This is a genomic window from Lentisphaera araneosa HTCC2155, assembly GCF_000170755.1.
Taxonomy (GTDB): Bacteria; Verrucomicrobiota; Lentisphaeria; order Lentisphaerales; family Lentisphaeraceae; genus Lentisphaera; species Lentisphaera araneosa.
The window spans coordinates 233,614-257,355 of record NZ_ABCK01000001.1; the positions used below are offsets into that span (position 1 = coordinate 233,614).

Below are 23,742 nucleotides of genomic sequence, written 5' to 3' on the forward strand. Positions count from 1 at the left end.
AGCTTTTAGACAGCTTTTTAATTTTATTTCATGTGAGCAATTCCTTAAGTATCGAGCTTGACATCTGATTCATTCCCCAAGTATAGTATTTGACTTATTCAAAGCTCAGGATTATCTATGGAAGACGTCTACAAAACTCGTCAAACACTCATTCAAAAAGTCAAAAACCAACACGACGAAAATGCATGGGAAGAATTCCTTCAGGTCTATAACAAATACATCTATGCCATTATTCGTGGTTCCGGCTTAAACAAAGATGACGCTGGCGATATCATGCAGGATATACTCTTGCGTTTATGGAATCGCCTTCCCGAAATGGATGAAGGTGAGATTCGTCGTTTTAGAAGTTATTTAGCAACAATCACAAAAAATTGTATAACTGACTTTTTGCGTAAAAAGATGCGCCATAAAGGCAAGCTTGAACACGTTGCGGATAAGGCAGTTGATCTGCACAGCAGTGAACTCCCCGAAATTGATGAAATCGCCACTCGAGAATGGGAAAACTACCTGACGAACCAGGCACTGAAAAATATTGCCCCAGCTTTTTCCGGCAAGGCAATCGAAGCTTTCAAGCTTACAGTCCAGGGAAAAGAATTAGAGGAGATTGCCACCATTCTCGATATTCAAAGTCAATCGGTTTATCGTTTGAGAGGTCGTGTAAAGGCGAAGCTGATCGAGGAAGTCGCTCGTCTCAGAAAAGAACTCGAGTAACTACTTCCTACTAAGAGAATCCGAGCTCAATACCTCTAAAAGTAAGTCATGAAAACGGTACTTATTTTCCGCACTCTGATTTAAAATTATCTTCAGCTCATGCTTATCCTTCAGGGTCAAATGACGACCCGTTGAATACTGTAATAATTTGAACGCTAATTTGCGAGCAATAAGATCTTGCCGTTTAACGAGCGATTCTTTCAAACTTTTTAAATCGTGGACTTCATCACCATTCGGAAGCATAGAATGCCCATCGATTTTCTTGCCCTTATGTTTGACCTTGAGGTTTTTCCGAGGAATCCAATAATTTTTATTGTACTGATGGCGGTACTCTCCAATGGGATCATAATATTCTAGAGGAAAGCCATAGGGATCAATCTTGGCATGGCAATCAGCACAGGTTTCAACATCGCGATGTTTTGATAAACGCTCGCGCAAAGTCTTGGCACCACGTATGTCCGGCTCTAGAGCTTCAACATCAGGGGGAGGAGGTGCAGGTGGAGTACCGAGTATATTTTCTAATATCCATACCCCTCGAATGACGGGCGAGGTATCAACGCCATTAGCCGTAACGGTCAAAATACCCGCTTGTCCCATAAGTCCACCGCGTTGACTCTTTTCAGAAAACTGCACTTTTCTGAAATTTGATTGATCTATTCCAGGAACGCCATAGAGCTCGGCCAATGGTTTATTGAGGAAGCTATAATTAGAGTCAATAAACTCGGCTATAGGAAGGTTATTTGTTAAGATGTGATCAAAGTACATATAACTTTCTTTTTTCATGAGTCGCTCAAGATCATCACGGTAATAATTAAAGAACTTTTTCTTATCTGGGGCCATGATACCGAGCTTTGATAGTTGTAGCCAAGAATCAGAGAAAGCCTTAGTGAAATAGTTGGCTTTGGGATTTCGTAACATTCTCTTGACTTGAGCTCTCATGATCTCTTTATCATCTAGTTGGTCTTTTTTGGCTAAATCTAAAAGTTCTTCATCGGGAATAGAACCCCACAAAGCATAGGAAAGACGACTCGCCATTTGATAAGAGTTGATCTTATCGCCCTCTTGTTGATCTTCCGTGAGGTAGAGGAAATCACGAGAAACCATGATCGCTTGCATGGTCATGATGAAGGCTTCACGCATTGATTTTCTTTTATCAGCTATCAAACTACGTGCCATCGTGATATAGGGATCCATTTCACCCTCTTTTAGTGGTCGACGATAAGCTTTTTCTGCAAAGTCTTTTATTCCCTTAGCGATAAATAGATTGCTACGCTGACCAGCTAAAAAGCGATCATTGGCGGTGGGTAAGTTATCTAAGGGTCCTTCGAGTTCTAAGCTATGCATACGAATCACGGGTCCCTTCCAAGATTCGGAAACCATTCGTCCAGGCACAGCATTTTTCCCCGTAATGGTGTAGCGGTGAGCCCCCTGCTTTGCTGAATAAGTTATATCGTCATGATACTTTGCCACCACATAACGCATCCAACTATCAGATATACTCGGTCCATTCTGCCAGTTAAAAAACAGGAATTCGCCCTTGTTGAGCCAAAGGGTAAATTCATAGTCAGATTTATGATTATCAGTGAGTTCATAAACTTTTACTAATTTACGGTTCGCTTCACCAGAAGGACTGATTCCTACATGGGAGTCAGCCACATAAATGCCGAGCTGCATGGGCTCGGATAAATCACAAGGAATCATTTTGGGGTCGTAGGGATGAGTTAAACGATTAATTGCAGCAGCACTTAATCGAACTTTATAATAACCCGAGCGAATATGATGGCGTCGATAAATAAGTTTCTTTGGTGCCGTTGCTAGAGAATTTTTATCTGAAAGTAAGCGTGAACCCGAACCTATATCAATGAATTGATCTTGATTATTGAACTTAAAAACCCAATCGCCATTAGTTTTTTTATCTAAGCCCCAATCTTCGGGTTTTAGAGAAGTGACTTTGGCTTCTCGTCGCGGACCAAACTGAAAAGCAATTTCCAGGTACTTTTTGGCGGCATCTAAATAGGCGTCTAAATGGACTTCAGACATGAACTGACTTTCTCCGATATTCTTTAAGCCATGAACATCAGAGTCTGCAGGGAATTTTTTGGTGTAGTCAAGTAATTCAGTATCAATACCAAGTAAGTCTCGGACAGTATTTTTATATTCTTGAATAGTGAGGCGTCGCATCACCGTGCCCGATTTCTTTTTGCTCTCTTCTAATGCCAATAAGCTTGTGCTCAAATAATCTGTTATATCTTTAACTTCACTAGAACTAGGATGCTTATCAGCTTTCTTGGGCGGCATTTCTCCTAGGTGAAGTTGGTCGAGTATATCGCCTAAATTATAGAGGACTTCTTCTGAGGCTAAATTAATACTCTCGCTTCCATCAGCTTTTTTGCTGAAGAGTTGATCGAGTCGGACATCGCCCTTTTGCTTTTCTTCTCCATGACAACTTATGCAATAAGTCTCTAGGAAAGGCTTGAGGACTTCTGCCTTAATATGAGTATTCTGTTCACTAGAAAAGCCTGTAAAACATGTAAGAAGGCTGATTATAAAAATGTATTTCATTAAGTCCACTCCAGACCTTTTAGAGTTCCTGTGGAAGTATTGAACTTATCTATTTTGAGTCCAAATTTTTGTAGCATGGATAAATACAAATTATTTAATTCGACTGAGCGACCATTACTGCGCGCATATTTTTTATGTTCACCATGTTTAAAACCCCCACCAGCAAGAACAACAGGTAAGTTGCGGTTGCTATGAGAATTGCCGCTACTCATGCCACAGCCAAAGAGCGACATAGTTGAATCAAACAAAGTTTTGCCCGAAGGTTCCTTAATTTGCTTCAGCTTGTCGAGAAAATAAGCGAAGCCTTCCATATATGCCTTTTCGATAATTAATAACTCCTCCATGGTCTCTGGAACATTCCCGTGATGGGATAAGCTATGGTAGTCGTGACTTACACCAGTGAAGCCACCATAATTTGGTCCCAAAGCAGAGAAACTCAAAGAAATCACTCGAGTTGAATCAGTCTGTAAAGCTAAAACCATGAGGTCATAATAATACTTCATACGCTGAGCAATATCTAAAGAATCAACCTCGTCAGATAAAACATAATCCGTACTTGGCTTGGGTTTATCTAGCCAATTGCGTGATTGTTTAGCTCTTTTCTCTAACTCGCGAATGGAAGTGAAGTATTGATCCAGTTTTTCTTTATCAGCCTTGCTGAATTTATCCTGATGTTTGCGGGCATCCTGACGAACGAGATCTAAAATTGAGTTTTTGTCATTCAAACTCTTTTCAAATTTCGCTTTTTGACGAGGTCCTAGTTGGCTAAACAGTTTTCTATGGAGCTCAGATACCTTAGTAACTTGAGCCTTTGGAATACTATTTTCTGACCAAGAGATTAAATTAAAGTCATTGCTTGTGGCACCTAAAACTAATGAGGGGTAACGCGTTTGTGTACCTATGAAGTTTGCCGCTTTCTGATCCACTGAAATATTGCCCTGTTCGAAAGCAGCTGCCTGAGAGATTTGAATGCCATTGAGGAAATAGCGTGTACTGTGATGCCCACCACCCATATTGTGATCCAAACCGCTAAAGACTGTCATGTCTTGTTTGTGCTGAGATAAAGGTTGTAATAAAGGCGTCAGTTGATAATCCTTTCCCACTTCAACAGGATTAAAAAACTTCGGCATTAAACCATAAAATACAGCGCCACAAATCATGCGTGTTGGTGAACTTAGATCTTCTTCTGAGGCGGCCATCGATTCCAATAAAGGTAAGGACAGAGCGACGCCCCCAGCTCCTTTGAGGAAAGTTCGACGATCTATGGGCGTATATTTTTTAATATTCATAAGTGCTCACCTACTTTATCTATTATACGTCAAAAATGTTTAGTCTCTTACACGAACTACAATCTTTAACATTTTTTCTAACAGTTTTACTCTATAAGACATCCGCAATGATTAATTTTAGACAGCGTCTTTGTAGAAAAGCGAGAAAATTTCAACCTTGTTACTCAATAAGTTGAAGAAAGCTATCTATTGAGTTTAAAATTTAGTGGCTATAAAATTATTAAGCACAATTTAGTCTTTTATCACTACTAATGACTTCCCGAACGCTTTTTGTTTTTCTTGATCGTGGGATCCCAGAAAGGTAGTGGATTTTCGATATCAAAATCGTCTCCCATTTCTTTCTGTAAGACTTTTAAGTCTTTTTTAAGACTTGCCAATATAGAGGCATACTCAGGCTTATTGGAGAGGTCCTGTAATTCTTTGGGATCTTTCTGGAGATTATATAAAATCTCTCTCTTGGCATGAGGGTAAACGATGTATTTCCAGTCGCCTTTCGTGATCATGCGTTGATGATCAATATATTTCCCGTAAATACGCTCGTATTGAACTTTGCGCTCTCCGCGAATGAGGGGCAACAGACTTTTAAACTCGATATGCTTAGGTGGATTAATTTCCGCTAAGTCAAGAGATGTGGCCATGGCGTCTTGGAGGTAAATTGGACTTGATATTTTTTGAGCTTTTTTGATTCCAGGCCCCGAAATTAGAAAGGGAACGCGAACACTATGATCATACATATTTTGCTTGCCAATAAAGCCATGACGTCCTACGGCTAAGCCATGATCTGCAGTAAAAATCACAATGGTATTATCTGCCTGACCCGAATCCGCTAAGGCTTTTAGTAGCCTTCCAATTTCAGCATCCATGTAGCTAATGCAGGCAAAGTATTCCTGGCGATTGACTTTCACTGCATACTCAGTTCTAGGAAAGGGTGCTAGGCGTGCATCACGCTGCAGCGGTCCACAGCCAATCAGCTCTTTATCCGGATATTCAGCTAAGAAATTTTCTGGTACAGAAATTGACTCCAAGGGGTACATATCCACAAATTCTTTGGGAGCTTGTCTAGGGTCATGGGGAGCATTATAAGCGATATACATAAAGAATGGTTTGTCATCATTTTTGGCTTCATCAATAAAGTCAATACCATGATTGGTGACAATTTCTGTCCAATGTACACCCCCCTCCCAAAAGCCGCCTTTAGACTTATCCCAGGGTTTCCAGCCCTTTGCATAAGCTTCGGGGTTTAAGGGACGGTTGTAGCCCTCTTCAGTTTGTTTCGGCATTCCAGGTCGTGGATCTTTGACCACATCAAAACGAGGTGCACCCGGAACATGCCATTTCCCCGTCATGTAAGTTTTATAACCCGCATTAGACATGAGTTCTGACCAATGGGGGTATTGCCGAATCCCCTTCTGCGCCCTGTTGACAAATGTTCCTGAGTTCAACATGGCACGACTCGCAGCACAAACGGCACCATTCCATGCCCCCATATTATAAGCGTGGGTAAAGTTCACTCCTGCGTTCATTAACTTATCGAGATGCGGGGTTTGGCATTCCGTCTGATTACCTATGGTTTCGTAAGCTTGGTCATCTGCAAAAATAAATAAAATGTTGGGTTTCTCTGCCGCTAGCAAGACACAGTTAAATATAGCTAGAAGATAAAAAAAGCGTTTCATAAAGTCCTTTAAATTAATGTTCTCTTTAATAACAGACTCAATGAAACCACTTTTTTGGACAGTCCTTGTCTAAAATTAGTACTTGGAGAAGTCTTATCATTCTAACTGACCCAAAACGGGTTGATAAAAATAAGGATTACAAAATGAAAAAACTTACTTTAGCTATTTTATGCCTCACGAGTTCGGCCACTATTTTTGCCGCTGATTACAAAAGCGAAAATGAAAAATATAAAGAAATGCGCAAGCAATCTATGGAAAAACATAGTCAAAACAATACTGAACTTAGCAAACTCAATGCTCGAACAAAAGAATTAAGTCAAAAACTCATGACACACGCGATGATCATTGAACCGAAATTAAAAGAAATTGAGGCAGATAAACGCTGGGAAAAATTAAGCAAGTCTCTCCCTAAGCTCATAAATCAAAACGAAGAATTAAAGAATATTTTTAATGAAAGAAAGGCCGCATATGAAAAAATTGCCTTAATCTTACATGAGTTAGATCCACAATTGCACGAACAAGGAAAGCGAACTTGGGAAGCTAAAAATGCTTCACAAAATATTTAAATAAGAAATGGCTCGGAGTCTACTTTTGATCCGGGCCTTTTCTTTCTTCGACAATAATATTCTTACGCATTTGCTTGAGGTCTTTAGCGTCAAATTGTCCGGGGATAATAATTATTTTTTTTAGGTCAACCCTATCCTGAAGAAGTCGAAATTTTTCGAATCTAACTTTAGTCCAACGGATATCTATGGTGTGTAGTTTTAGGCCCAAGAGCCGCTCAAGATCATCGGTACGACTATTTCTGAGGTCGAGTGAATTTACCTTGAGTGGACTCAATGCATTAAAAGGTTTTTCTGTCGCAATCGGTAAAATATACATTTGGTAAGGTGCCCCCCTCAAGCTGAGGTGCCCCGACTGATCACTCTCCAAGTCAAAGCCTTCGTAAGTCCAGTGGGCCACATTGTTGAGTAAATCTAAAATATTTTTAACGGCTTTTAGATATGATTGCGGCGAATCATCTGTACTTCGCAGGACGTGATAATAAAAGGTTTGGTAAGCCACGTGCTTATCTTGAAAACTGATAAAACGTTCTAGTAAATCACCCAATTGATGGTTAGTCAAAAGAGCTTGATCATCACTTTTTATCTTTGCATAATCACTCGCTATTTTGTGGAGCTCTGTATTTAAGCCCTCATAGGATTTTGCTGCTTGATTGAATTCTTGCAGAGTAAAATGTAAGTCTCCTTTAAAACTCGAAAGTTGATTCTTATCTAAGTCGCTATCGGGATCCGATAGGGCTTTATCCACTGACTCAATCATGATCCGTGTCGTTTCGTAATGTCCACCAAGCGAACTTTGGTGCACGACCGAACGCAAATCTTTATCAAGCTTTTGTTTGAGTTCGTTTTCAATCTTATAGAGGCGGAAATTTTCTTCTGCTTTATGCTGTGCAAGGAGTGCCTGATTCTTTTCAGAACTAATGCGTATGAATGAGTAAATGGCAAAAACAAAGAGTAGACAAAGAAAGATAAAACTTAGGCTTACCGTTTTCTGGTGTCGCTTCAGTAAGAGTTGAATCTGTACCCAAGTTGACGCATGCTGAGCCTCGGTTGCATAGCCATCTTTAAATTTTACAATTTCTTCACGAAGTTCATCCACTGATTGATAACGATGACTCATTTCAAGGGATAAAGCTTTCATCGCCACCGCACTCAAGCTAGCCGGGATATTTCGGTCCGGTGACATCTGCTCTGGAGGGATAATGAGCCCTTGCTTTGTTTTGCAAATGAGTTCTTCTAAATCATCTGCGTTTACAGGTGCTTTTGTACTAAGTATGGTGTAAAGAATGGCGCCCAAAGCATAAACATCGGTCAAAGTACTTTTTTCACAATCATCACCAATTTGTTCGGGTGCCAAGTACCCAGGAGTTCCCTTAATGAGCCCAGAGAGAGTTAAATCATTAAGGATTTCGAGGTCCTCTATTTCCTGGTGAGAGTTGGTGGGTGTGGGCTTAGTATTAACAATTTTTGCCAAGCCCCAGTCATACAAAATTACTTCACCAAAGTCACCCACATTTATATTATCTGGCTTGAGGTCGAGATGGATAACATCCCTGGAATGGGCATAGGCCATGGCATCACAAACTTTAATGAAGATATCTAAAAGTTCATTTAAACTGATTTTAGGCGACTTGTTTAGTGCCTGATTTTTAATGAGCTGTCCTAAACTTTGCCCAGAAATATAATCCATGGTAAAAAAAGGCTGGCCCTGATCATTAAGTCCGATGTCATGAATCGACATAATATTAGGGTGTTGTAAACGAGCAGTGATTCGCGCTTCTCGCAAAAAGTCTTCGTAATCTATTTGATTGTCTTCTTTTAGGGAGCTCGCTAAGGCAACTTCGCGACCTGCGCAAAAATCATAAACGCGATCAATTCTTTTTTCACCTCCACTCACTGAAGATAGAACTTCTCCATAACGTTGACGGTCAATGCGCAAGGAACTTAAGAGAGGTGTGACTTCACACATTTCATTTTCATCTAAATTCGTGAAGTCGTATAGATCTCTTAAATTTAGTTGTTCACTAAATTCGCTTTCTAATTCATCTAAATTCTGTAATTTCTTTGAAAGGTCCATTATTGCGTAAGGCTCACTTTTAAAAGCTAATAAGATGAATGAATAGAACGAATGCTTCACTCATATAGTACAGCTAAAGATAAAGGCTCTTTGAGTCTTTGTTCAAGTAAAGTACTCTAAAAAAGAAATTTATTCACAATAATGAGTTCCCGTACACAAGTTCAGATATTATATCGAGAACTAAGAGATATTAGGGTGTCCAAGTATCATCTCGGTAATTCTTTGAGGCCATATAAAGCAGCTGTATTGCTGAAGTCGCTTCAACGTGGCCATCTATAAATGCCACGTTACCTTTACCTTGATGACGTGCGACGCGAAACCCCTCTTCTACATTATAAACGGCATCTTCATCTAAACCGCCTTTCCAGAGGATAGCATTATTATTATAGGCATCGAGAAAAAATACTGTTGAGGAAGCGTGAGTTGATTCTAAGCTCAGGTTAGCATGCCAGTCCTCTTGCACAGCAACGCCATTATCCCAACCCAGTCGCCAATTCATCCCGTAATTGATCCCCCAGTAATCCGTTATATCCGCTCCATTTGGACACTTATATATGTTCGAAGTATCGTCGAGGTCAATCGCGGGCAAAAAGTCATTAATCGATAATTTTTTCGCCCAAGGGTCACTATTTTCATTTATGGGCGCAAAATTATCCTCATCATCGGAATACATTAAAGCGGCTAGACTAATCTGTTTAAGTTTGTTCACACAGACAGCTGCTTGTGAACGTTCTCTGGCTTTGCCCAAGGCGGGTAAAAGCATCGAGGCTAAAATCCCGATAATGGCAATAACGACTAATAATTCTATAAGTGTAAACTTTTTCATAACATCTCTCAGTTAGCTTCAATATATAAGCTGAGACGTAAGGAAGAAATAAGTTTAGACAAAAAAAGTTAAATTATATCAAAAAACTTATGGCTTCCAGATTTCATCGGAGTCAGTAACTGAACCCATATACAGCCACTGCTCACCTGTACGCGACTCTACATGACCATCGAGAAAAGATACATTACCCTTATTTGCATGGCGAGCCACATTTAAGCCTGGTCCAGTATTATAAACGGCATTTTCATCGAGCCCACCTCTCCACATGATTGCATTATTATTGTAAGCATCCATAAAAAAGACAGTTTCAGACGCATGAGTACTCAAAATTGAAAAATTCTCGTGGAACCCAGTTTGTTCATCTGTTCCATTATCATAGCCAAGACGCCAGTTCATGGCATAATTCATCCCCCAGTAATCAATTAAATCGGCACCCTCTGGGCAGCTGTAGATATTACTCTTATTGCTTATATCAATTTCAGGTAAATAATTATTCAGAGAGAGTTTTCTACCCCAAGGACTCCCTCCCTCATTGAGGGGGGCATAATCATCGGACTCTTCTGAGTAGATAAAGGCAGCCATGGAAATTTGTTTGAGTTTATTCATACAAACCGTCGTCTGAGACTTCTTTCTAGCTTTTCCTAAAGCTGGTAAAAGTAGGGACGATAAAATACCGATTATGGCGATCACCACGAGTAATTCTATCAGTGTAAATTTTTTCATTATGCCTCTCAATAAGATTAGTTTAAACAGAAGACGAAAGATCTATGAGAGTTTAGACAAATCACTCAAATAATTTCAAAAAGACTCATCATAAAATTTATACTCAGTCGGTAAGCTCAAGTGATTTTTCTTTTGGCTTTTACTATTATAATGTTTATCGCTTATCAGCGGGATGCGGGGAGCCCCCGCGGGCGGTTTAATAATTTTAATAGAAATTTTAAATGATCTGAGTTAATCAGTGAAATCTGTGGATGAAGTCTTATCCGCAATTGCCAAGCTATTAATCTGGCGATGAATTAGATTTACTTTTGAGTGCTGAAAGCACGGTATAGTACGCCTATGCGTACACAACATCAGCGAGGTGAAAGACCTCGTCAGGGTTGACCGTCAGCCCTGTAGTCGAAGTCAACTGCGTCGTTGTGAAACGGGGTGGGTAGTAGGGCCTAGACGAAATATCAGTCCGTAGGATGACGAACGCGTTTCGGCCGGTCAGGGTGTCGAGCCTGCTATATCATGGCGAAGACCAGAGAGCGGGAGGAAGAGCTGCGTAGCCTGAGGGCGAAGTAAGCCAACTGCTCAAGTTATACACGCTGAAGAAAGGCGGAAAGAAAAGCGGTGTATAGACGCTGACAGGTGTTTGGTGACGGAATGGTGTGAAGGTGTTGTGGATCAAGTAGGGAGACCTGTGTGGGCAGTACGGATTAATCCGCCACGCAGGAGTCAGAGCCCTCATAGTAGCGATGAAGGTGGTGAAAGTCACTGGAGCAAAGGGGGGCAGGAAGGTGAAACTGAGAAGAAAAGAATAGAAGGAATATAAGAATGTCAGAAATGGCTAAACAAATATTACGACGAGATGAACGCTTTGTTGAAATACAAGCGTGGGCGTCACCTTCTGTCTGGACGGATCAGATGCTGAAAACTCTTCATAGAGGAGTTGAAAGAGGCAAGTGGTACAGCTTATCAGATAAGCTGATGCGTAAGAATAATATTATGGAGGCTTGGGAGAAAGTGTGTTCAAATAAGGGCAAACATGGAGTGGACATGGTATCAATCGAGCGCTACGAATCAGAGCTGGAGTATAATAATGCTAAGCTTCTCGAAGAACTGCAAGATGGAAGGTATGATCCCAGTGCAGTGCGCCGAGTGGAAATCCCAAAAGGTGATGGTCGAAAGACCAGACCTTTGGGAATACCCACAGTGCGTGATCGAGTAGTTCAAACAGCTCTGAAACATGTGATAGAGCCGATATTCGATATCGACTTCTCGCCCTACAGTTTTGGATTTCGTCCAAAGCTGGGTTGCAAGGATGCACTTAGACGAGTGAATGAATTGTTAAAGCAGGGCTATCTCTATGTTATGGATGCCGACATCCAAAGCTACTTCGATACTATACCACATGAGAAACTCATGAGTCGAGTCAAGGAAAAGATCATTGATGGTAAAATTCTTGATCTGATCGAACAATTCCTCAAAGCCAATATCTTTGATGGTCTCAAACATTGGGAACCTGAAGAAGGTACACCGCAGGGAGGAATTATCAGTCCTCTGTTAGCAAATATCTATCTTGATCTCTTTGATCACAAGATGACCGAGGCTGGATTCGAGATAGTGCGCTATGCAGACGATTTCCTGATCATGTGTAAAAGTAAAGAATCAGCCAAAAGGGCATTGCGCAAAACGCGAAGGTGGATGAAAGCCAATGGGCTGAAACTTCATCCAGAAAAAACGCGAATTGCCGACATGACAGAGAAGTGCGAGTACTTCGAGTTTCTCGGATACCATTTCGAGAGAACGCGAAATACACATCGCATTAAACGTTGGCCAAGGAAGCAGAGCCTGAAGAAATGCAAAGATGCCATACGCAAGAAAACGAGGAGAAGCAATAAGGACTCAATAGAGGACATAATTGCTTACCTTCGGCCAAATCTTCTCGGATGGTATCAATACTTCAAGCACTCCACTGTGTATGCAATGCGAGGTATAGATGAATTTACACGCAGAAGACTGCGCAGTATTATAGCCAAATATAATCGCAAGAAAGGTTCTCATCGCATGATTGATACTCGTAAATACAATAAAGCCTACTTTACAGATCTAGGCTTCTTTTCACTGGAGGAAGCCTGGAAACTGGAATTTCAGTCTCTTCGGAGTAAGCACTGACTGGAGAGCCGTATGCGGGAGAACCGCACGTACGGTTCGGAAGGAGGGGAGACTCCGCAAGGAGTCTTCCCTACCCTTATAATTAGCCTAGCTCGTGAGAGCTAGGTATATGTGAAACAAGGAAAATCACGAGTTCTGAAGGAACGGCATAAATTAGCCTAGCTCGTGAGAGCTAGGTATATGTGAAACAAGGAAAATCACGAGTTCTGAAAGCACGGTATAAATTAGCCTATCTCGTGGAGCTAGGTATATGTGAAACAAGGAAAATCACGAGTTCTGAAAGCACGGTATAAATTAGCCTAGCTCGTGAGAGCTAGGTATATGTGAAACAAGGAAAATCACGAGTTCTGAAGGAACGGCATAGTGCTCTAATCCACACTAATTGGCACTAAAATGACAGGTGGCAGGTAACTGCAGGCTCTTCGAGCCGATCTGCAGGGCGAAGCCCGATCTGCAGCGAATGTAATGAGCGATCTGCAGGGCGAAGCCCGATCTGCAGCGAATGTAATGAGCGATCTGCAGGGCAAAGCCCGATCTGCAGCGAATGTAATGAGCGATCTGCAGTGAGCAACGCGAACGATCTTTGAGCCCAGCGGTCTTTCTATCCGCAATTGCCAAACTAGTGCTTGGCGCACCCATGGCGGGTAATTTTAATTTGTATACATTTACGAAATTGTTTTTTAGACAAATGTTTGAGTTTGATGTCCATTATTTTATCAATGCAGCGTCTCATCCTGTAAATTCACTGCAGTGTCAATTATCTAAGTTAAGGTTCCTTATGTTCAAAACTCTTTTTATTATATTTATTACAAGTCTTTCTTTAATGGCTGACAAGCCCAATATCATTCTAATCATCACTGACGATCAGGGCTATGGTGACTTAGCTTGTCATGGAAATCCTTGGATTAAAACTCCTCATCTCGATAAATTTCACAGTGAAAGTTTAAGACTCAATAATTATCATGTGGACCCCACATGTGCCCCTACTCGAGCCGCACTTATGACGGGGCGGTATTCGGGACGCAATGGCGTATGGCATACAGTAAATGGTCGGAATATGCTCCGCAGTAGAGAAAAAACCATGGCCTCTGTACTCAAAGATAATGGCTACACTAACGGTATCTTCGGCAAATGGCACTTAGGTGATTCCTACCCCTTCCGTCCCCAAGATCGTGGTTTTGATCAGGTGGTGATTCACGGTGCCGGTGGAATTCATCAGACTCCTGATTATTTCGGCAACGATTATTTTGACGATACTTATTTAGTGAATGGCAAGTGGAAGAAGTTTGAGGGTTACTGCACCGACATTTGGTTTGATCAGGCCATTGACTTTATAAAGAAGAATAAATCGCGTCCTTTCTTCGCCTATATTTCTCCGAATGCACCGCACACACCACTGAACTGCCCCGAAGAATACGAAGCCCCCTATCGCGGCAACCCAAATATTGCGGAGCCCGCATTTTATGGCATGGTCACAAATATTGACGACAATTTTGCCAAGCTCGAAAAATTTCTAAAAGCCGAAGGACTCTATGAAAATACTCTGGTCATTTTTACCACAGATAACGGCTCAGCTAAAGGTATTGTCTACGACAAAAAAGCTAAGAAAAAACTAGGTTTCACCGCTAATATGCGAGGGCAAAAAGGCTCGCAATACGAAGGAGGTCATCGCGTCCCCTTTTTTATGCGCTGGCCTGCCGGTAAAATCGGTGGCAACCGCGACATTAACACCTTAAGTGCACATATCGATATCCTGCCCACTCTCATCGATATGATCTCTTTAAAAAGCGATACGCCTAAGCTTGATGGAAGCTCACTCAAAGATTTAATTTATACGCAGCAGAATAACTTAGCTGAGCGAACTTTAATCGTGGAAAACCAACGTCTTGTGACACCCGAAAAATGGCGCCGCTGCTCAGTCATGTACAAGGACTGGAGACTCGTGGATGGCAAAGAACTTTATAAGTTAAGCAGTGACCCTGAACAGAAGAACGACATTGCTAAATCACACCCGGAAATTGTTGCTCGTTTAAGAGAGACTTATGAACAATTTTGGATGAGTACTTCTGCCGACCATCACCTCAACTCATCAATCATTGTTGGTTCTGAAAAAGAAAACCCCCTCACACTCACCAGCCATGATCTTTTAAGTTCAAAAACCCCCTGGAATCATCGCCAGGTTGAACAAGGGATGAAAACTCGAGGTAAATGGATGCTCAAAGTTGCTGAAGCTGGAAAATACAAAATAACTTTCAGTCGTTGGCCCAAAGAACTGGATAAACCCATCAATTCCGATGGCGGAGTCAAAGGCAAAATCATCCATGCGCAATCGGCCCACCTTGAAATACAAGGACAAAAGAGAAGTACCAAGCTATCTACTCAGGATAAGTCAATAAGTTTCACCATAGAACTCAAACAGGAACTCTCTGAACTCGTCACCGAATTTCAATTGACCGACGGCAGCTTCATGTCAGCTTATTACTGTTATGTAGAACTTATCGAATAAACAATATGATTATCTCTTAAGGAATAGATCACTCTCCTACAGTCTAAGCTCGGAACGAGCGCCCCCCTGGATAAGGGTAGGGAAAGCTCCTTGCGGAGCCTCCCCTCCTTCCGAACCGTACGTGCGGATCTCCCGCATACGGCTCTCCGGTCAATGCTTACTCCGAAGAGACTGAGATTCCAATAGCCAAGCCTCTTCCAGTGAAAAGAACCCTAGCTCTGCAAAGTATTTCTTGGTATATTTCCTGTTATCTATAAAGCGATGTGAACCTTTCTTACGATTGTACTTAGCGATAATACTTCGTAACCTTCGACGAAAGAAAGCATCAACTTCGAGCATAGCCCAACGATTTGAGTGTTTGAAGTACTCATACCAACCTTTGAGACTAGGCCTGAGACCTTTAATGATTTCTTCTACCGATTGCCAGTTACAACGCCTCGTATGCTTTCGCACAGTGTCTTTCATTTTAGCCATACTCTGTTTTCTTGGCCACCTATTTATCCTGCCCGTTCTTTTCGAGCGCTCAAAGTGATAACCTAGAAATTCAAAGTACTCATCCTGCTGATTCATGTCGGCAATTCGGGTTTTATCGGGATGGAGGTTCAGACCATGAGCCTTCATCCAACGCTTGATTTTGCGCAAGCCCCGCTTAGCCGATTTCGCATTATCACACATCACCAGAAAGTCATCCGCATACCTTACGATTTCAAAGCCAGCCGCTGTCATCCTGTGGTCGAATTCATTGAGGTAAATATTGGCAAGTAGTGGGCTAATTACGCCTCCTTGCGGAGTCCCTTTCTCGGGCTCCCACTCCTTGATCCCATCAAATATTCCTGCTTTGAGGAAAGCTTCTATAAGATCTAGGGTCTTGCCATCGCTTATTTTCTCTTTGACTCGTTCCATGAGTTTGTCGTGCGGTATCATATCAAAGTAACTTTGAATATCCGCATCAATGACGTAGAGCTGTCCCTGCGTAAGTAGATGATGAACACGCCGAAGCGCATCTTTACATCCACGTTGCGGACGAAAACCAAAACTTTGTGTAGAAAAATCCACATCATATATCGGTTCAATAACATTCTTGAGCGCAGTCTGAACAACTCTATCGCGCACGGTCGGTATTCCCAAAGCACGCGTTTTACCATCTGCTTTTGGGATCTCTACCCTGCGAACGCATTGTGGCAGGTAAGTCCCTGCCTGCAGTTGCTTCATCAATTGCTTTGTATTGTGCTCTAGCTCTGATTCGTAACGATCCAAGCTCACCATATCCACCCCGTGACTCCCGCCGTTTGCACGAACAGATTCCCAAGCTTCTATAAGGTTTACTTCTCGCGCTACTTTATCTATTAAGCTATACCATTTCTTACCTTCAACTCTTGTTTCAAGAGTTCCCAGCATCTGATCTGTCCAGACTGAAGTCGAGGCCCACGCACGAATTTCTTCGGTGCGCCCTAAGTGCTCCCATGTATGTTTAGTCATCTCTGACAATTGTTTCACTCCTTCATTCTTTTCTTCTCAGTTTCATCTTCCTACTCTCCTTCGCTCTAACAGCTTTCACCGCCTTCTTCGCTACTATGAGAGCTCTGACTTCTGCATGCCTTATTGCACTGCACATGCAGATCTCCCTAATTAACGTCACACAACCTTCACCGCATTCCGTCTCCAACCACTCTATAGACTTCCTCTACTGCTTTGCTACTCGCTGATATTCAGCATAGAGGATCTTCAGAATTACTCCTTATTATTATTATTTTCATTCCGTTCCAAGCTTCGCCACGCGATCGCAGGCTCGCCAGTACTATAAAGCCGAATCGAGTTCGTCATCCTACGGACTGCTGCTTCGCCTTGCCTTGCTCTCCACCCCGCCTCACGACAACGCAGTTAGGTTCGACTACAACATAATCAGCCTTTGTTGATGAGGACTTTCACCTCACTGATTGTGTGCGCTCTCAGGCGCACGACCGCCAAGCTCCAGCTTGGCAATTGCGGACAACACTTCATCCACAGATTTCACTGATTAACTCAGATAATTAAAAATTGAGAATTAAAAATTGGAGCTCCCCCCTGGGACCGCCAAGCTCCTGCTTGGCAATTGCGGATAGAAAGACCGCTTTGCTGAGTGAACGCTCCGCTGAGTTACTAGTTGATAGTTATTAGTGGTAAGAATCTAAGCACTGAAAAACACGAAAGTACACAGAAAAATTAGAGTCAATTAGTGTGGATTAGTGGTTCCCTCAATTAAAAATTAAGAATTAAGAATTAAAAATTTAAGCGCAGCGACCCAGCTTTATTATTTTTGCATAAACTACTGTGAATTAGTTATATAAAAATATTTTTTAAGCGTCTCAGACGAGCTCACCACTCAGATAATTAAAAATTATTTTTTAAGCGTCTCAGACGAGCTCATCACTCAGATAATTAAAAATTAAAAATTGAGAATTAAAAATTGGAGCTCCACCCTGGGACCGCCAAGCTCCTGCTTGGCAATTGCGGATAGAAAGACCGCTTTGCTGAGTGAACGCTCCGCTGAGTTACTAGTTGATAGTTATTAGTGGTAAGAATCTAAGCACTGAAAAACACGAAAGTACACAGAAAAATTAGAGTCAATTAGTGTGGATTAGTGGTTCCCTCAATTAAACATTCAACATTTAAAATTAGATCGCAGCGTCATCGGTCCGAGCGTGCAAGAAATCACTCTAAGCAATAAATACTTCTTTATGAATTCTATCTTTCTCGATAATGAAACTATCTTTTAAAAGGCATATTGATCGTCCGGTAGACCAGCAAGAACTCTGAGAGTATATCAAGTTTAGCTCTGGGTCTCGATTGTATTCTTCGCTCTTAAATAAAGTTAAATCACATAAGATATCAGAATAGATTTTGTATACTTCTGCATCACTTAAATCACCAAAGCCAAATTCATTTAATGCTGCAATAAGCTTATTCTTCATAATTAAGCCCAGCTTAGTTTTTCTATTACTTTCACTAAAAGAACAAAACTCATAATCCGCTGAATTGTTCACCATATGAGCTCGAACTGGATTGAGTTCGATGTATTGCAAACACCTTAGTAAGGCTTTACTATTCTTGAGCTGAATTGCTTTGTAACAATGATTAAAAAGCTGCCCTCTTCTACGCTTTTCAAATTGTTGATTATACCAGGCTGTGAATCGCTTCTGTAGGTTGCCCATAAAATCCCCAAGGTCATTTAAACGCTTAGCAAATTTGCGTACTTCGCAAGTTCTAGCATCGGGAACTTCTTTGAGTGACTTATACTTTTTAAAGCGGTAGGCTACATCCTTGAAACTCAGTTTAGATTCACGTTCCTTGCGTATTACGAAATGAGCATGCGTACTCATTATGCAGTAGTTAATCACTTCTAATTCATAAATGCTTTCCAACCAGAAAAGTAAATCACGTAAATAAGACTTATGCTTATGATCAAAGGCATAAGCCGTATTGCCTAAGGTATTATCCGGCACCTTGATAATAACGTGATAGAAAACCACATCACTTTCCAAATCATATCGGCGTTTCATTTTTATCTCCTTTCATTTCGGAGATAATTAATACGCTAATTTTTATTAGTGCAAATTTATACGCCAAATTTAGCGTTATTCTTTTTGCATAAACTACTGTAAATTAGTTATATAAAAATATTTTTTAAGCGTCTCAGACGAGCTCATCAGTTATATAAAAATATTTTTTAAGCGTCTCAGACGAGCTCATCAGTTATATAAAAATATTTTTTAAGCGTCTCAGACGAGCTCATCCATTAGTAAGTCAATCCTAATCGATGTTTCATTTTGATTAATAAAATAACCATTTATTATAATTGATGATCTTTTTGAATAGCTATATGTTTATCAATATTGAGATAACTAAACATAAGGATTATTCATGTGGAAAAATGTATTCACGCTCGTCGAATTTGATGCCTCAAATAAAAGGCCTGCTTTCACTAAAAAAAATAGTATTCGGCTCTGTCAACCCTTAGTTTCCTCTAATTAGGAGAGTTCTATGTTAGCTTTAAAACAAAAAGATATATTTCGCTATAGCCTAGCTGATTTTGGGGGGGGGTAACCTTAACTTTCAACTCATTGGCTTTTATCTCGCCTATTATCACCTGCGGCCTTTAGAGAGATTGTAGAATCACACTACCTGGCTTTAGAAAAAAAAGCAATGACAGTTCTAGATACAGCTTTGATAGTCTCGGCTATTTCTAGACTTAACACTTAGTCTTATAATAAAATATATGACCTTGAACTAAACAATAAAAGGACGTCAAATGGGAACTTTAAATAAAAAATTTTCAATTATAGTTGCACTAGTAATATTTATGTCTATTAATCTTCATTCAACTGATGAACAACTTTTTTCAAAAACAAAGAGCTTTGATAAATATGGTGGTTACCTAAATATTAAAAAGAAGGCTAAGGGATACTTTTATTTGGATCAATACAAGGGGAAGTCTTTTTTAATCACTCCTGATGGTTATGCTTTCTTAAATATTGGATTGACTCACACAATGAATGTAAGCAGTAAACAGGACTCAAAAGTTGATTATCTGGAACATCATTGTAGTGGAAGTATGGATTGTGCAAATAATGAAATATTTAAAAATTTTAATGATTGGGGTTTTAATAGCTTGAACTATGATCACGATTCAAGTACGAGAGTCAGGATTCCCTTTATGGCCAGTTCCTATCCAACGGGTAAGATAAGTTACTGGAGAGGAAAGGGAGTTGAGTTTCCAGACGTTTTTAGTTCAGAATGGAAGAAACAATCAACGGCTATCCTTGAAAGGATGAAAAGAAATTATGGGGAAAATTCATTTATGATTGGGATTTACTGGTCGGATATGCCTAGTTGGGATTTGAAGGATACGAAAAAGGTGGCGGGCCGTACTTGGGTAGATGCCATACGGAGTCTACCAGAGGGGAGTGCGGGCAAAAAAGAATATGAAAAGTACTTGAAAAATAGGGGGGATGCCGCCAATGATCAGGAGTTTTTAGTGATGATCGCAAGAGAAGTCTATTCTCATATTGGACCTATTACCAGAAAACTTTATCCCAATTCACTCATTTTTGGTGAACGTTATGCAGGAAGGTCGCTGGTCTATGATGTGATTAAAGAGGCTTTGCCGTATATTGATGTAATATCAGTACAACCAAGTGAAGAACATTTTAATCATGCCAAATTTGAGCAACTGTACAAAGAAATGAAAAAACCGATTATCATTTGTGATCACGCTGTTAGTTTTAAGACAAAAGATTTTAAAAAAATCATGTGGAAAACAGTAGAAAATGAAGAGATTGCCTCTCAAAGTTATCTCAGTTATCTCGAGGCGATGAAACTACCTTTTATGATTGGTTATAACCGATGTCAATACATCGATCGGTTTAAGAAAAATAAGGGAGGGGGGACTTTAAAACAAGGTCTTATCCGAGATGATGGCACGCCTTATGAAGAAATGGTGAACAAATTAAAAGGCTTAAACTGGCAGAATCATCAATACTTTTTAAAGCAATGATTTGGTTGATTTCATCGATCGTCTCCATACACATTGATAGGTTATTTAAATTTTGAAGGTGATGCTTTAATGAATTTCTTAAAAACTCTAGAGAAGTGATATCTGTCTTGAAAGTCCGTCATGCTTGCAATTTCTTCTATATTTAACTCTGAGTGATGTAGGTATCCACAGGCCTTATCAATGCGAATATCGTTGATGTATTGGTGAGGTGTAGTTTTTAGAATTTTTTTTTAATTAACGGATCCCCCTTTGAATGCTTGACTCTCAGAAGTGTTCGGCATCTAAAATGCTCTAATCTGAGGAGTCACAGAGAAAAAACATGAATGTTTTTCAGCGCTGCGATAAGAGAGTCAAAATTCGCGATTTTCTTATTAGAAAACCTATCGAGCCTCCTATTGCGCCGTAGTTATCCATATTGCCTAAACAAGGGTGTCGGCTGGCTTCAAACCCAAAACATAGGCCTATGTAACACTGTGGAAACCTAGATTACCACGGATGTAACACCTTGATTAACAGCGATAAATAACAACTATAATTATCATTATACCGCCTTATCTTCTTGACTATGAGTAAGATAAATAAAATAGAAGAACGTGACCTGAAGCCTTGGTGTTTACTTGGCGAGTTCCGAAAGTCTGTGACTAAGGAACTTAAGCATCACCCTCGACATTCCTCGGAAGATGATCCACGTCGTAAATTACACTACCTCGAGTACGCGTCAGCAATTCTATTTACGCTTTTAAACCCTGTTGTGAAATCAATGCGTGGACTCTGTACGGCAAGCAGCCTGCTAAACGATGAAGATAATTTAGCAAGTCAATCCTAATCGATGTTTCATTTTGATTAATAAACTAACCATTTATTATAATTGATGATCTTTTTGAATAGCTATATGTTTATCAATATTGAGATAACTAAACATAAGGATTATTCATGTGGAAAAATGTATTCACGCTCGTCGAATTTGATGCCTCAAATAAAAGGCCTGCTTTCACTAAAAAAAATAGTATTCGGCTCTGTCAACCCTTAGTTTCCTCTAATTAGGAGAGTTCTATGTTAGCTTTAAAACAAAAAGATATATTTAGCTATAGCCTAGGTGACTTGGGGATTAACCTCAACTTTCAACTCATTGGCTTTTATCTCGCCTATTTTTATACTGATGTCTTTGGGATTTCAGCCGCTCATGTGGCAGGACTCTTTTTAGTAGCTCGAATCTGGGATGCGATCAATGACCCCATCATGGGCTTCATTGCCGATCATACCAAATCTCGTTGGGGTCGTTTTAGACCCTACATATTATTTGGTGCTATCCCACTCAATCTCATTTTACTCGCCTGTTTTTACACTCCCGAGCTCTCCGATACTGGCAAGGTGATTTACGCCTATGTAACCTACATAACCCACGGTATCTGTTTTACCCTCGTAGCATTGCCCTATTCATCCATAAGTGCGGTTATGACCCAAGATCAACAAGAACGCGCCGTTATCTCTACCTATCGAATGTTTTTTGCCGTAGTCATTGCCCTCGGGATCATTGGCGTTGGTGTCAAACCCTTCGTCAATCTATTTGCCACTGAACAGCAAGGTTTCTTTGTAGCGGCCTGTGTCCTGGGTGCGAGTTCAGTCATCCTCTTATGGATTTCGTTTTTCTTCTCTAAAGAACGTGTCGAAGTACCCGCGGAGAAGTACCATCTCAAAGATATCATTCCCATCATCTTTAAAAATGATGCCTTACTCGTTTTAGCTGGCGCTATGTTACTCAATACCGCAGTTTGGGTGACCGGCAACGCTGTTGCACTCTATTACTTTAAATACGTCCTGGGTAACGCCGACCTACAATCTACTTTCTTTATGGTGATGCTCCCAGCCAATATGTTAGGCGCCTTGGTCACCCCCTTTATTACTAAGCGTTTTGGTAAGCTCAAAACCTTTATGTGGGCGAGTCTTGGAGTCGCTATTTTCTCTTTATCACGTCATTTCATTCCCGATGATCAACTCACACTTATTTTTGCAGTCTCGGGTATAAGTTCATTTGCCATGATGTTTTGCTCTATCGCTCAGTGGGGCATGTTACCCGACACGGTAGAGTATGGCCACTGGAAAACGGGTCAGCGTTCAGAAGGTATTCCTTTTGCCTTTTTCTCTTTTATGCAAAAATCTGCCATGGCATTAGCAGGTAGCGTGGCGGCTTACGCCATGTTCTTAAGTGGTTATGAAGCTAATACGGTACTCACCGAAAGTGCGGATAGAACCATACGCTGGCTCTTCAATATTGTACCTGCGGTTTACTCCACCCTCTGTTTTATCGTACTCATGTTTTATAAAATTGATGGCCCTCTCTACAAAAAGATTATTACTGAACTTTCATCTAAAGAGGATAAATCATGAAGTCTACTTACAATACTCAAAAGCGATTCACCCTCATAGAACTTTTAGTTGTTATAGCAATCATCGGGATCTTAGCATCGCTTTTACTTCCCAGCCTGGGCAGCGCTCGCCAAAAAGCCAAGACCGCAGTCTGTAAATCCAACCTAAAACAACAGTCCATTGCCTTTTCCATGTATAATGATGACTGGGGAACTTACCCCGCACCTTGGGATAAGAAAAGTTCTTTCGGTGGGAACTACAATGGTGCGGCTCGTTGGTGGACACCTCTAGGTCCTTATATAGGCCAAGCAGATTGGGGATATAATAAACCTACTGAAGTTAATAATAACCCAATGGCTGAAACCAATATCTTACACTGTAACAATGCGGATATTGATCAGATGTTGTACGGCGCTGATAAAAATAATGTTTATGGTTACGGTATGAACCTCTTTCTTGCTGACGATGGCACCTTAGATTGGAAAGGACTCTATATCACCTACCCTGATCCAAACTCCATTGACAAGCCTTCTCTTACGACCTTAAGCGCTGATGCACGCACAACTGTTTTGGGCTTTAGTAATGATTTATCAAGTTCTAATTTAAATGAATTTTATATATTTGATCGTATTCGACATACCAATGGTGTGAATAGTTTATTTATCGATGGTCATGTTTCATGGCAAAGAGAATCGAGTGCTTTTGCTAAGTATGAAGCTTATGGTAATGATTATTGGAAAGGAAATTATTAG

The 23,742-nt window shown here is 40.6% G+C and carries 18 protein-coding genes; 9 read left to right on the forward strand and 9 right to left on the reverse strand.

Annotated features, from left to right (window positions below; genetic code table 11):
• Positions 1–117: 117 nt before the first annotated feature.
• A complete protein-coding gene (locus tag LNTAR_RS00830) occupies positions 118–711 on the forward strand; it encodes an RNA polymerase sigma factor (RefSeq protein ID WP_007276705.1) in 594 nt (197 codons plus the stop codon).
• On the opposite strand, the gene LNTAR_RS00835 is transcribed toward LNTAR_RS00830, so the two are convergent.
• The 3 genes from LNTAR_RS00835 to LNTAR_RS00845 form a co-directional block, all read right to left on the reverse strand.
• Complete coding sequence (locus tag LNTAR_RS00835; protein ID WP_007276706.1) at positions 712–3,273, reverse strand: DUF1592 domain-containing protein; 2,562 nt, start codon at positions 3,271–3,273, stop codon at positions 712–714.
• A complete protein-coding gene (locus LNTAR_RS00840; protein WP_007276707.1) occupies positions 3,273–4,562 on the reverse strand; it encodes a DUF1552 domain-containing protein in 1,290 nt (429 codons plus the stop codon). The genes LNTAR_RS00835 and LNTAR_RS00840 overlap by 1 nt, the downstream gene beginning before the upstream one ends.
• A gap of 248 nt (positions 4,563–4,810) precedes the next feature.
• Positions 4,811–6,235 (reverse strand): sulfatase family protein, encoded by a 1,425-nt coding sequence (locus LNTAR_RS00845; protein WP_007276708.1) that lies wholly within the window; start codon positions 6,233–6,235, stop codon positions 4,811–4,813.
• A 143-nt stretch (positions 6,236–6,378) separates the two neighbouring features.
• On the opposite strand from LNTAR_RS00845, the gene LNTAR_RS00850 reads away from it, so the two are divergent.
• Entirely contained in the window at positions 6,379–6,801 is a 423-nt protein-coding gene (locus LNTAR_RS00850) for a hypothetical protein (RefSeq protein WP_007276709.1), read from the forward strand.
• A gap of 19 nt (positions 6,802–6,820) precedes the next feature.
• On the opposite strand, the gene LNTAR_RS00855 is transcribed toward LNTAR_RS00850, so the two are convergent.
• The 3 genes from LNTAR_RS00855 to LNTAR_RS00865 form a co-directional block, all read right to left on the reverse strand.
• Positions 6,821–8,875, reverse strand: a complete 2,055-nt coding sequence (locus LNTAR_RS00855) for a serine/threonine-protein kinase (protein WP_007276710.1) — start codon at positions 8,873–8,875, stop codon at positions 6,821–6,823.
• A gap of 190 nt (positions 8,876–9,065) precedes the next feature.
• Complete coding sequence (locus LNTAR_RS24810) at positions 9,066–9,701, reverse strand: prepilin-type N-terminal cleavage/methylation domain-containing protein (protein WP_007276711.1); 636 nt, start codon at positions 9,699–9,701, stop codon at positions 9,066–9,068.
• A gap of 87 nt (positions 9,702–9,788) precedes the next feature.
• Positions 9,789–10,424 carry a prepilin-type N-terminal cleavage/methylation domain-containing protein gene (locus LNTAR_RS00865; RefSeq protein ID WP_007276712.1) on the reverse strand — a complete coding sequence of 212 codons (636 nt, stop codon included), beginning with the start codon at positions 10,422–10,424 and terminating at the stop codon, positions 9,789–9,791.
• Positions 10,425–11,064: 640 nt separating this feature from the next.
• Here LNTAR_RS00865 and LNTAR_RS26970 point away from each other — a divergent pair.
• The 3 genes from LNTAR_RS26970 (at position 11,065) to LNTAR_RS00875 (ending at position 15,090) form a co-directional block, all read left to right on the forward strand.
• Positions 11,065–11,241: a hypothetical protein gene (locus LNTAR_RS26970; protein WP_007276686.1), complete on the forward strand. Its 177-nt coding sequence runs from the start codon at positions 11,065–11,067 to the stop codon at positions 11,239–11,241.
• Positions 11,242–11,243: 2 nt separating this feature from the next.
• Entirely contained in the window at positions 11,244–12,584 is a 1,341-nt protein-coding gene (gene ltrA, locus LNTAR_RS00870) for a group II intron reverse transcriptase/maturase (protein ID WP_007276687.1), read from the forward strand.
• A 778-nt stretch (positions 12,585–13,362) separates the two neighbouring features.
• Complete coding sequence (locus tag LNTAR_RS00875) at positions 13,363–15,090, forward strand: arylsulfatase (protein WP_007276713.1); 1,728 nt, start codon at positions 13,363–13,365, stop codon at positions 15,088–15,090.
• Positions 15,091–15,240: 150 nt separating this feature from the next.
• Here the strand turns inward: LNTAR_RS00875 and ltrA (LNTAR_RS00880) are convergent, their stop codons facing one another.
• Both ltrA (LNTAR_RS00880) and LNTAR_RS00885 read right to left on the reverse strand, forming a co-directional pair.
• Positions 15,241–16,569 carry a group II intron reverse transcriptase/maturase gene (ltrA, locus tag LNTAR_RS00880; RefSeq protein WP_007276714.1) on the reverse strand — a complete coding sequence of 443 codons (1,329 nt, stop codon included), beginning with the start codon at positions 16,567–16,569 and terminating at the stop codon, positions 15,241–15,243.
• 1,217 nt (positions 16,570–17,786) lie between these two features.
• Positions 17,787–18,629 carry a transposase gene (locus LNTAR_RS00885; protein WP_007276716.1) on the reverse strand — a complete coding sequence of 281 codons (843 nt, stop codon included), beginning with the start codon at positions 18,627–18,629 and terminating at the stop codon, positions 17,787–17,789.
• Positions 18,630–19,378: 749 nt separating this feature from the next.
• Here LNTAR_RS00885 and LNTAR_RS00890 point away from each other — a divergent pair.
• Positions 19,379–20,623, forward strand: coding sequence for a hypothetical protein (locus tag LNTAR_RS00890; protein WP_007276718.1), 1,245 nt, complete (start codon positions 19,379–19,381; stop codon positions 20,621–20,623).
• Positions 20,624–20,664: 41 nt separating this feature from the next.
• On the opposite strand, the gene LNTAR_RS28390 is transcribed toward LNTAR_RS00890, so the two are convergent.
• Complete coding sequence (locus LNTAR_RS28390; RefSeq protein ID WP_083799905.1) at positions 20,665–20,847, reverse strand: helix-turn-helix domain-containing protein; 183 nt, start codon at positions 20,845–20,847, stop codon at positions 20,665–20,667.
• A gap of 341 nt (positions 20,848–21,188) precedes the next feature.
• Between LNTAR_RS28390 and LNTAR_RS26975 the strand changes: the two genes are divergently transcribed.
• From LNTAR_RS26975 to LNTAR_RS24815, 3 genes are all read left to right on the forward strand, one after another.
• Entirely contained in the window at positions 21,189–21,449 is a 261-nt protein-coding gene (locus tag LNTAR_RS26975; RefSeq protein WP_157473110.1) for a hypothetical protein, read from the forward strand.
• A gap of 227 nt (positions 21,450–21,676) precedes the next feature.
• A complete protein-coding gene (locus LNTAR_RS00895) occupies positions 21,677–23,011 on the forward strand; it encodes an MFS transporter (RefSeq protein WP_007276720.1) in 1,335 nt (444 codons plus the stop codon).
• Entirely contained in the window at positions 23,008–23,742 is a 735-nt protein-coding gene (locus LNTAR_RS24815; protein WP_007276721.1) for a DUF1559 family PulG-like putative transporter, read from the forward strand. The genes LNTAR_RS00895 and LNTAR_RS24815 overlap by 4 nt, the downstream gene beginning before the upstream one ends.

What these genes read in the sequence shown, in the direction of transcription:
- LNTAR_RS00875 (WP_007276713.1), top strand. Translation starts at nt 13,363, where the DNA reads ATGTTCAAAACTCTTTTTATTATATTTATTACAAGTCTTTCTTTAATG.
- ltrA (WP_007276687.1), top strand. Translation starts at nt 11,244, where the DNA reads ATGTCAGAAATGGCTAAACAAATATTACGACGAGATGAACGCTTTGTT.
- LNTAR_RS00895 (WP_007276720.1), top strand. Translation starts at nt 21,677, where the DNA reads ATGTTAGCTTTAAAACAAAAAGATATATTTAGCTATAGCCTAGGTGAC.
- LNTAR_RS00830 (WP_007276705.1), top strand. Translation starts at nt 118, where the DNA reads ATGGAAGACGTCTACAAAACTCGTCAAACACTCATTCAAAAAGTCAAA.
- LNTAR_RS00890 (WP_007276718.1), top strand. Translation starts at nt 19,379, where the DNA reads ATGGGAACTTTAAATAAAAAATTTTCAATTATAGTTGCACTAGTAATA.
- LNTAR_RS26975 (WP_157473110.1), top strand. Translation starts at nt 21,189, where the DNA reads ATGAGTAAGATAAATAAAATAGAAGAACGTGACCTGAAGCCTTGGTGT.
- LNTAR_RS00885 (WP_007276716.1), bottom strand. Translation starts at nt 18,629, where the DNA reads ATGAAACGCCGATATGATTTGGAAAGTGATGTGGTTTTCTATCACGTT.
- LNTAR_RS00855 (WP_007276710.1), bottom strand. Translation starts at nt 8,875, where the DNA reads ATGGACCTTTCAAAGAAATTACAGAATTTAGATGAATTAGAAAGCGAA.
- ltrA (WP_007276714.1), bottom strand. Translation starts at nt 16,569, where the DNA reads ATGACTAAACATACATGGGAGCACTTAGGGCGCACCGAAGAAATTCGT.
- LNTAR_RS00850 (WP_007276709.1), top strand. Translation starts at nt 6,379, where the DNA reads ATGAAAAAACTTACTTTAGCTATTTTATGCCTCACGAGTTCGGCCACT.
- LNTAR_RS24810 (WP_007276711.1), bottom strand. Translation starts at nt 9,701, where the DNA reads ATGAAAAAGTTTACACTTATAGAATTATTAGTCGTTATTGCCATTATC.
- LNTAR_RS24815 (WP_007276721.1), top strand. Translation starts at nt 23,008, where the DNA reads ATGAAGTCTACTTACAATACTCAAAAGCGATTCACCCTCATAGAACTT.
- LNTAR_RS00835 (WP_007276706.1), bottom strand. Translation starts at nt 3,273, where the DNA reads ATGAAATACATTTTTATAATCAGCCTTCTTACATGTTTTACAGGCTTT.
- LNTAR_RS00840 (WP_007276707.1), bottom strand. Translation starts at nt 4,562, where the DNA reads ATGAATATTAAAAAATATACGCCCATAGATCGTCGAACTTTCCTCAAA.
- LNTAR_RS00865 (WP_007276712.1), bottom strand. Translation starts at nt 10,424, where the DNA reads ATGAAAAAATTTACACTGATAGAATTACTCGTGGTGATCGCCATAATC.
- LNTAR_RS00845 (WP_007276708.1), bottom strand. Translation starts at nt 6,235, where the DNA reads ATGAAACGCTTTTTTTATCTTCTAGCTATATTTAACTGTGTCTTGCTA.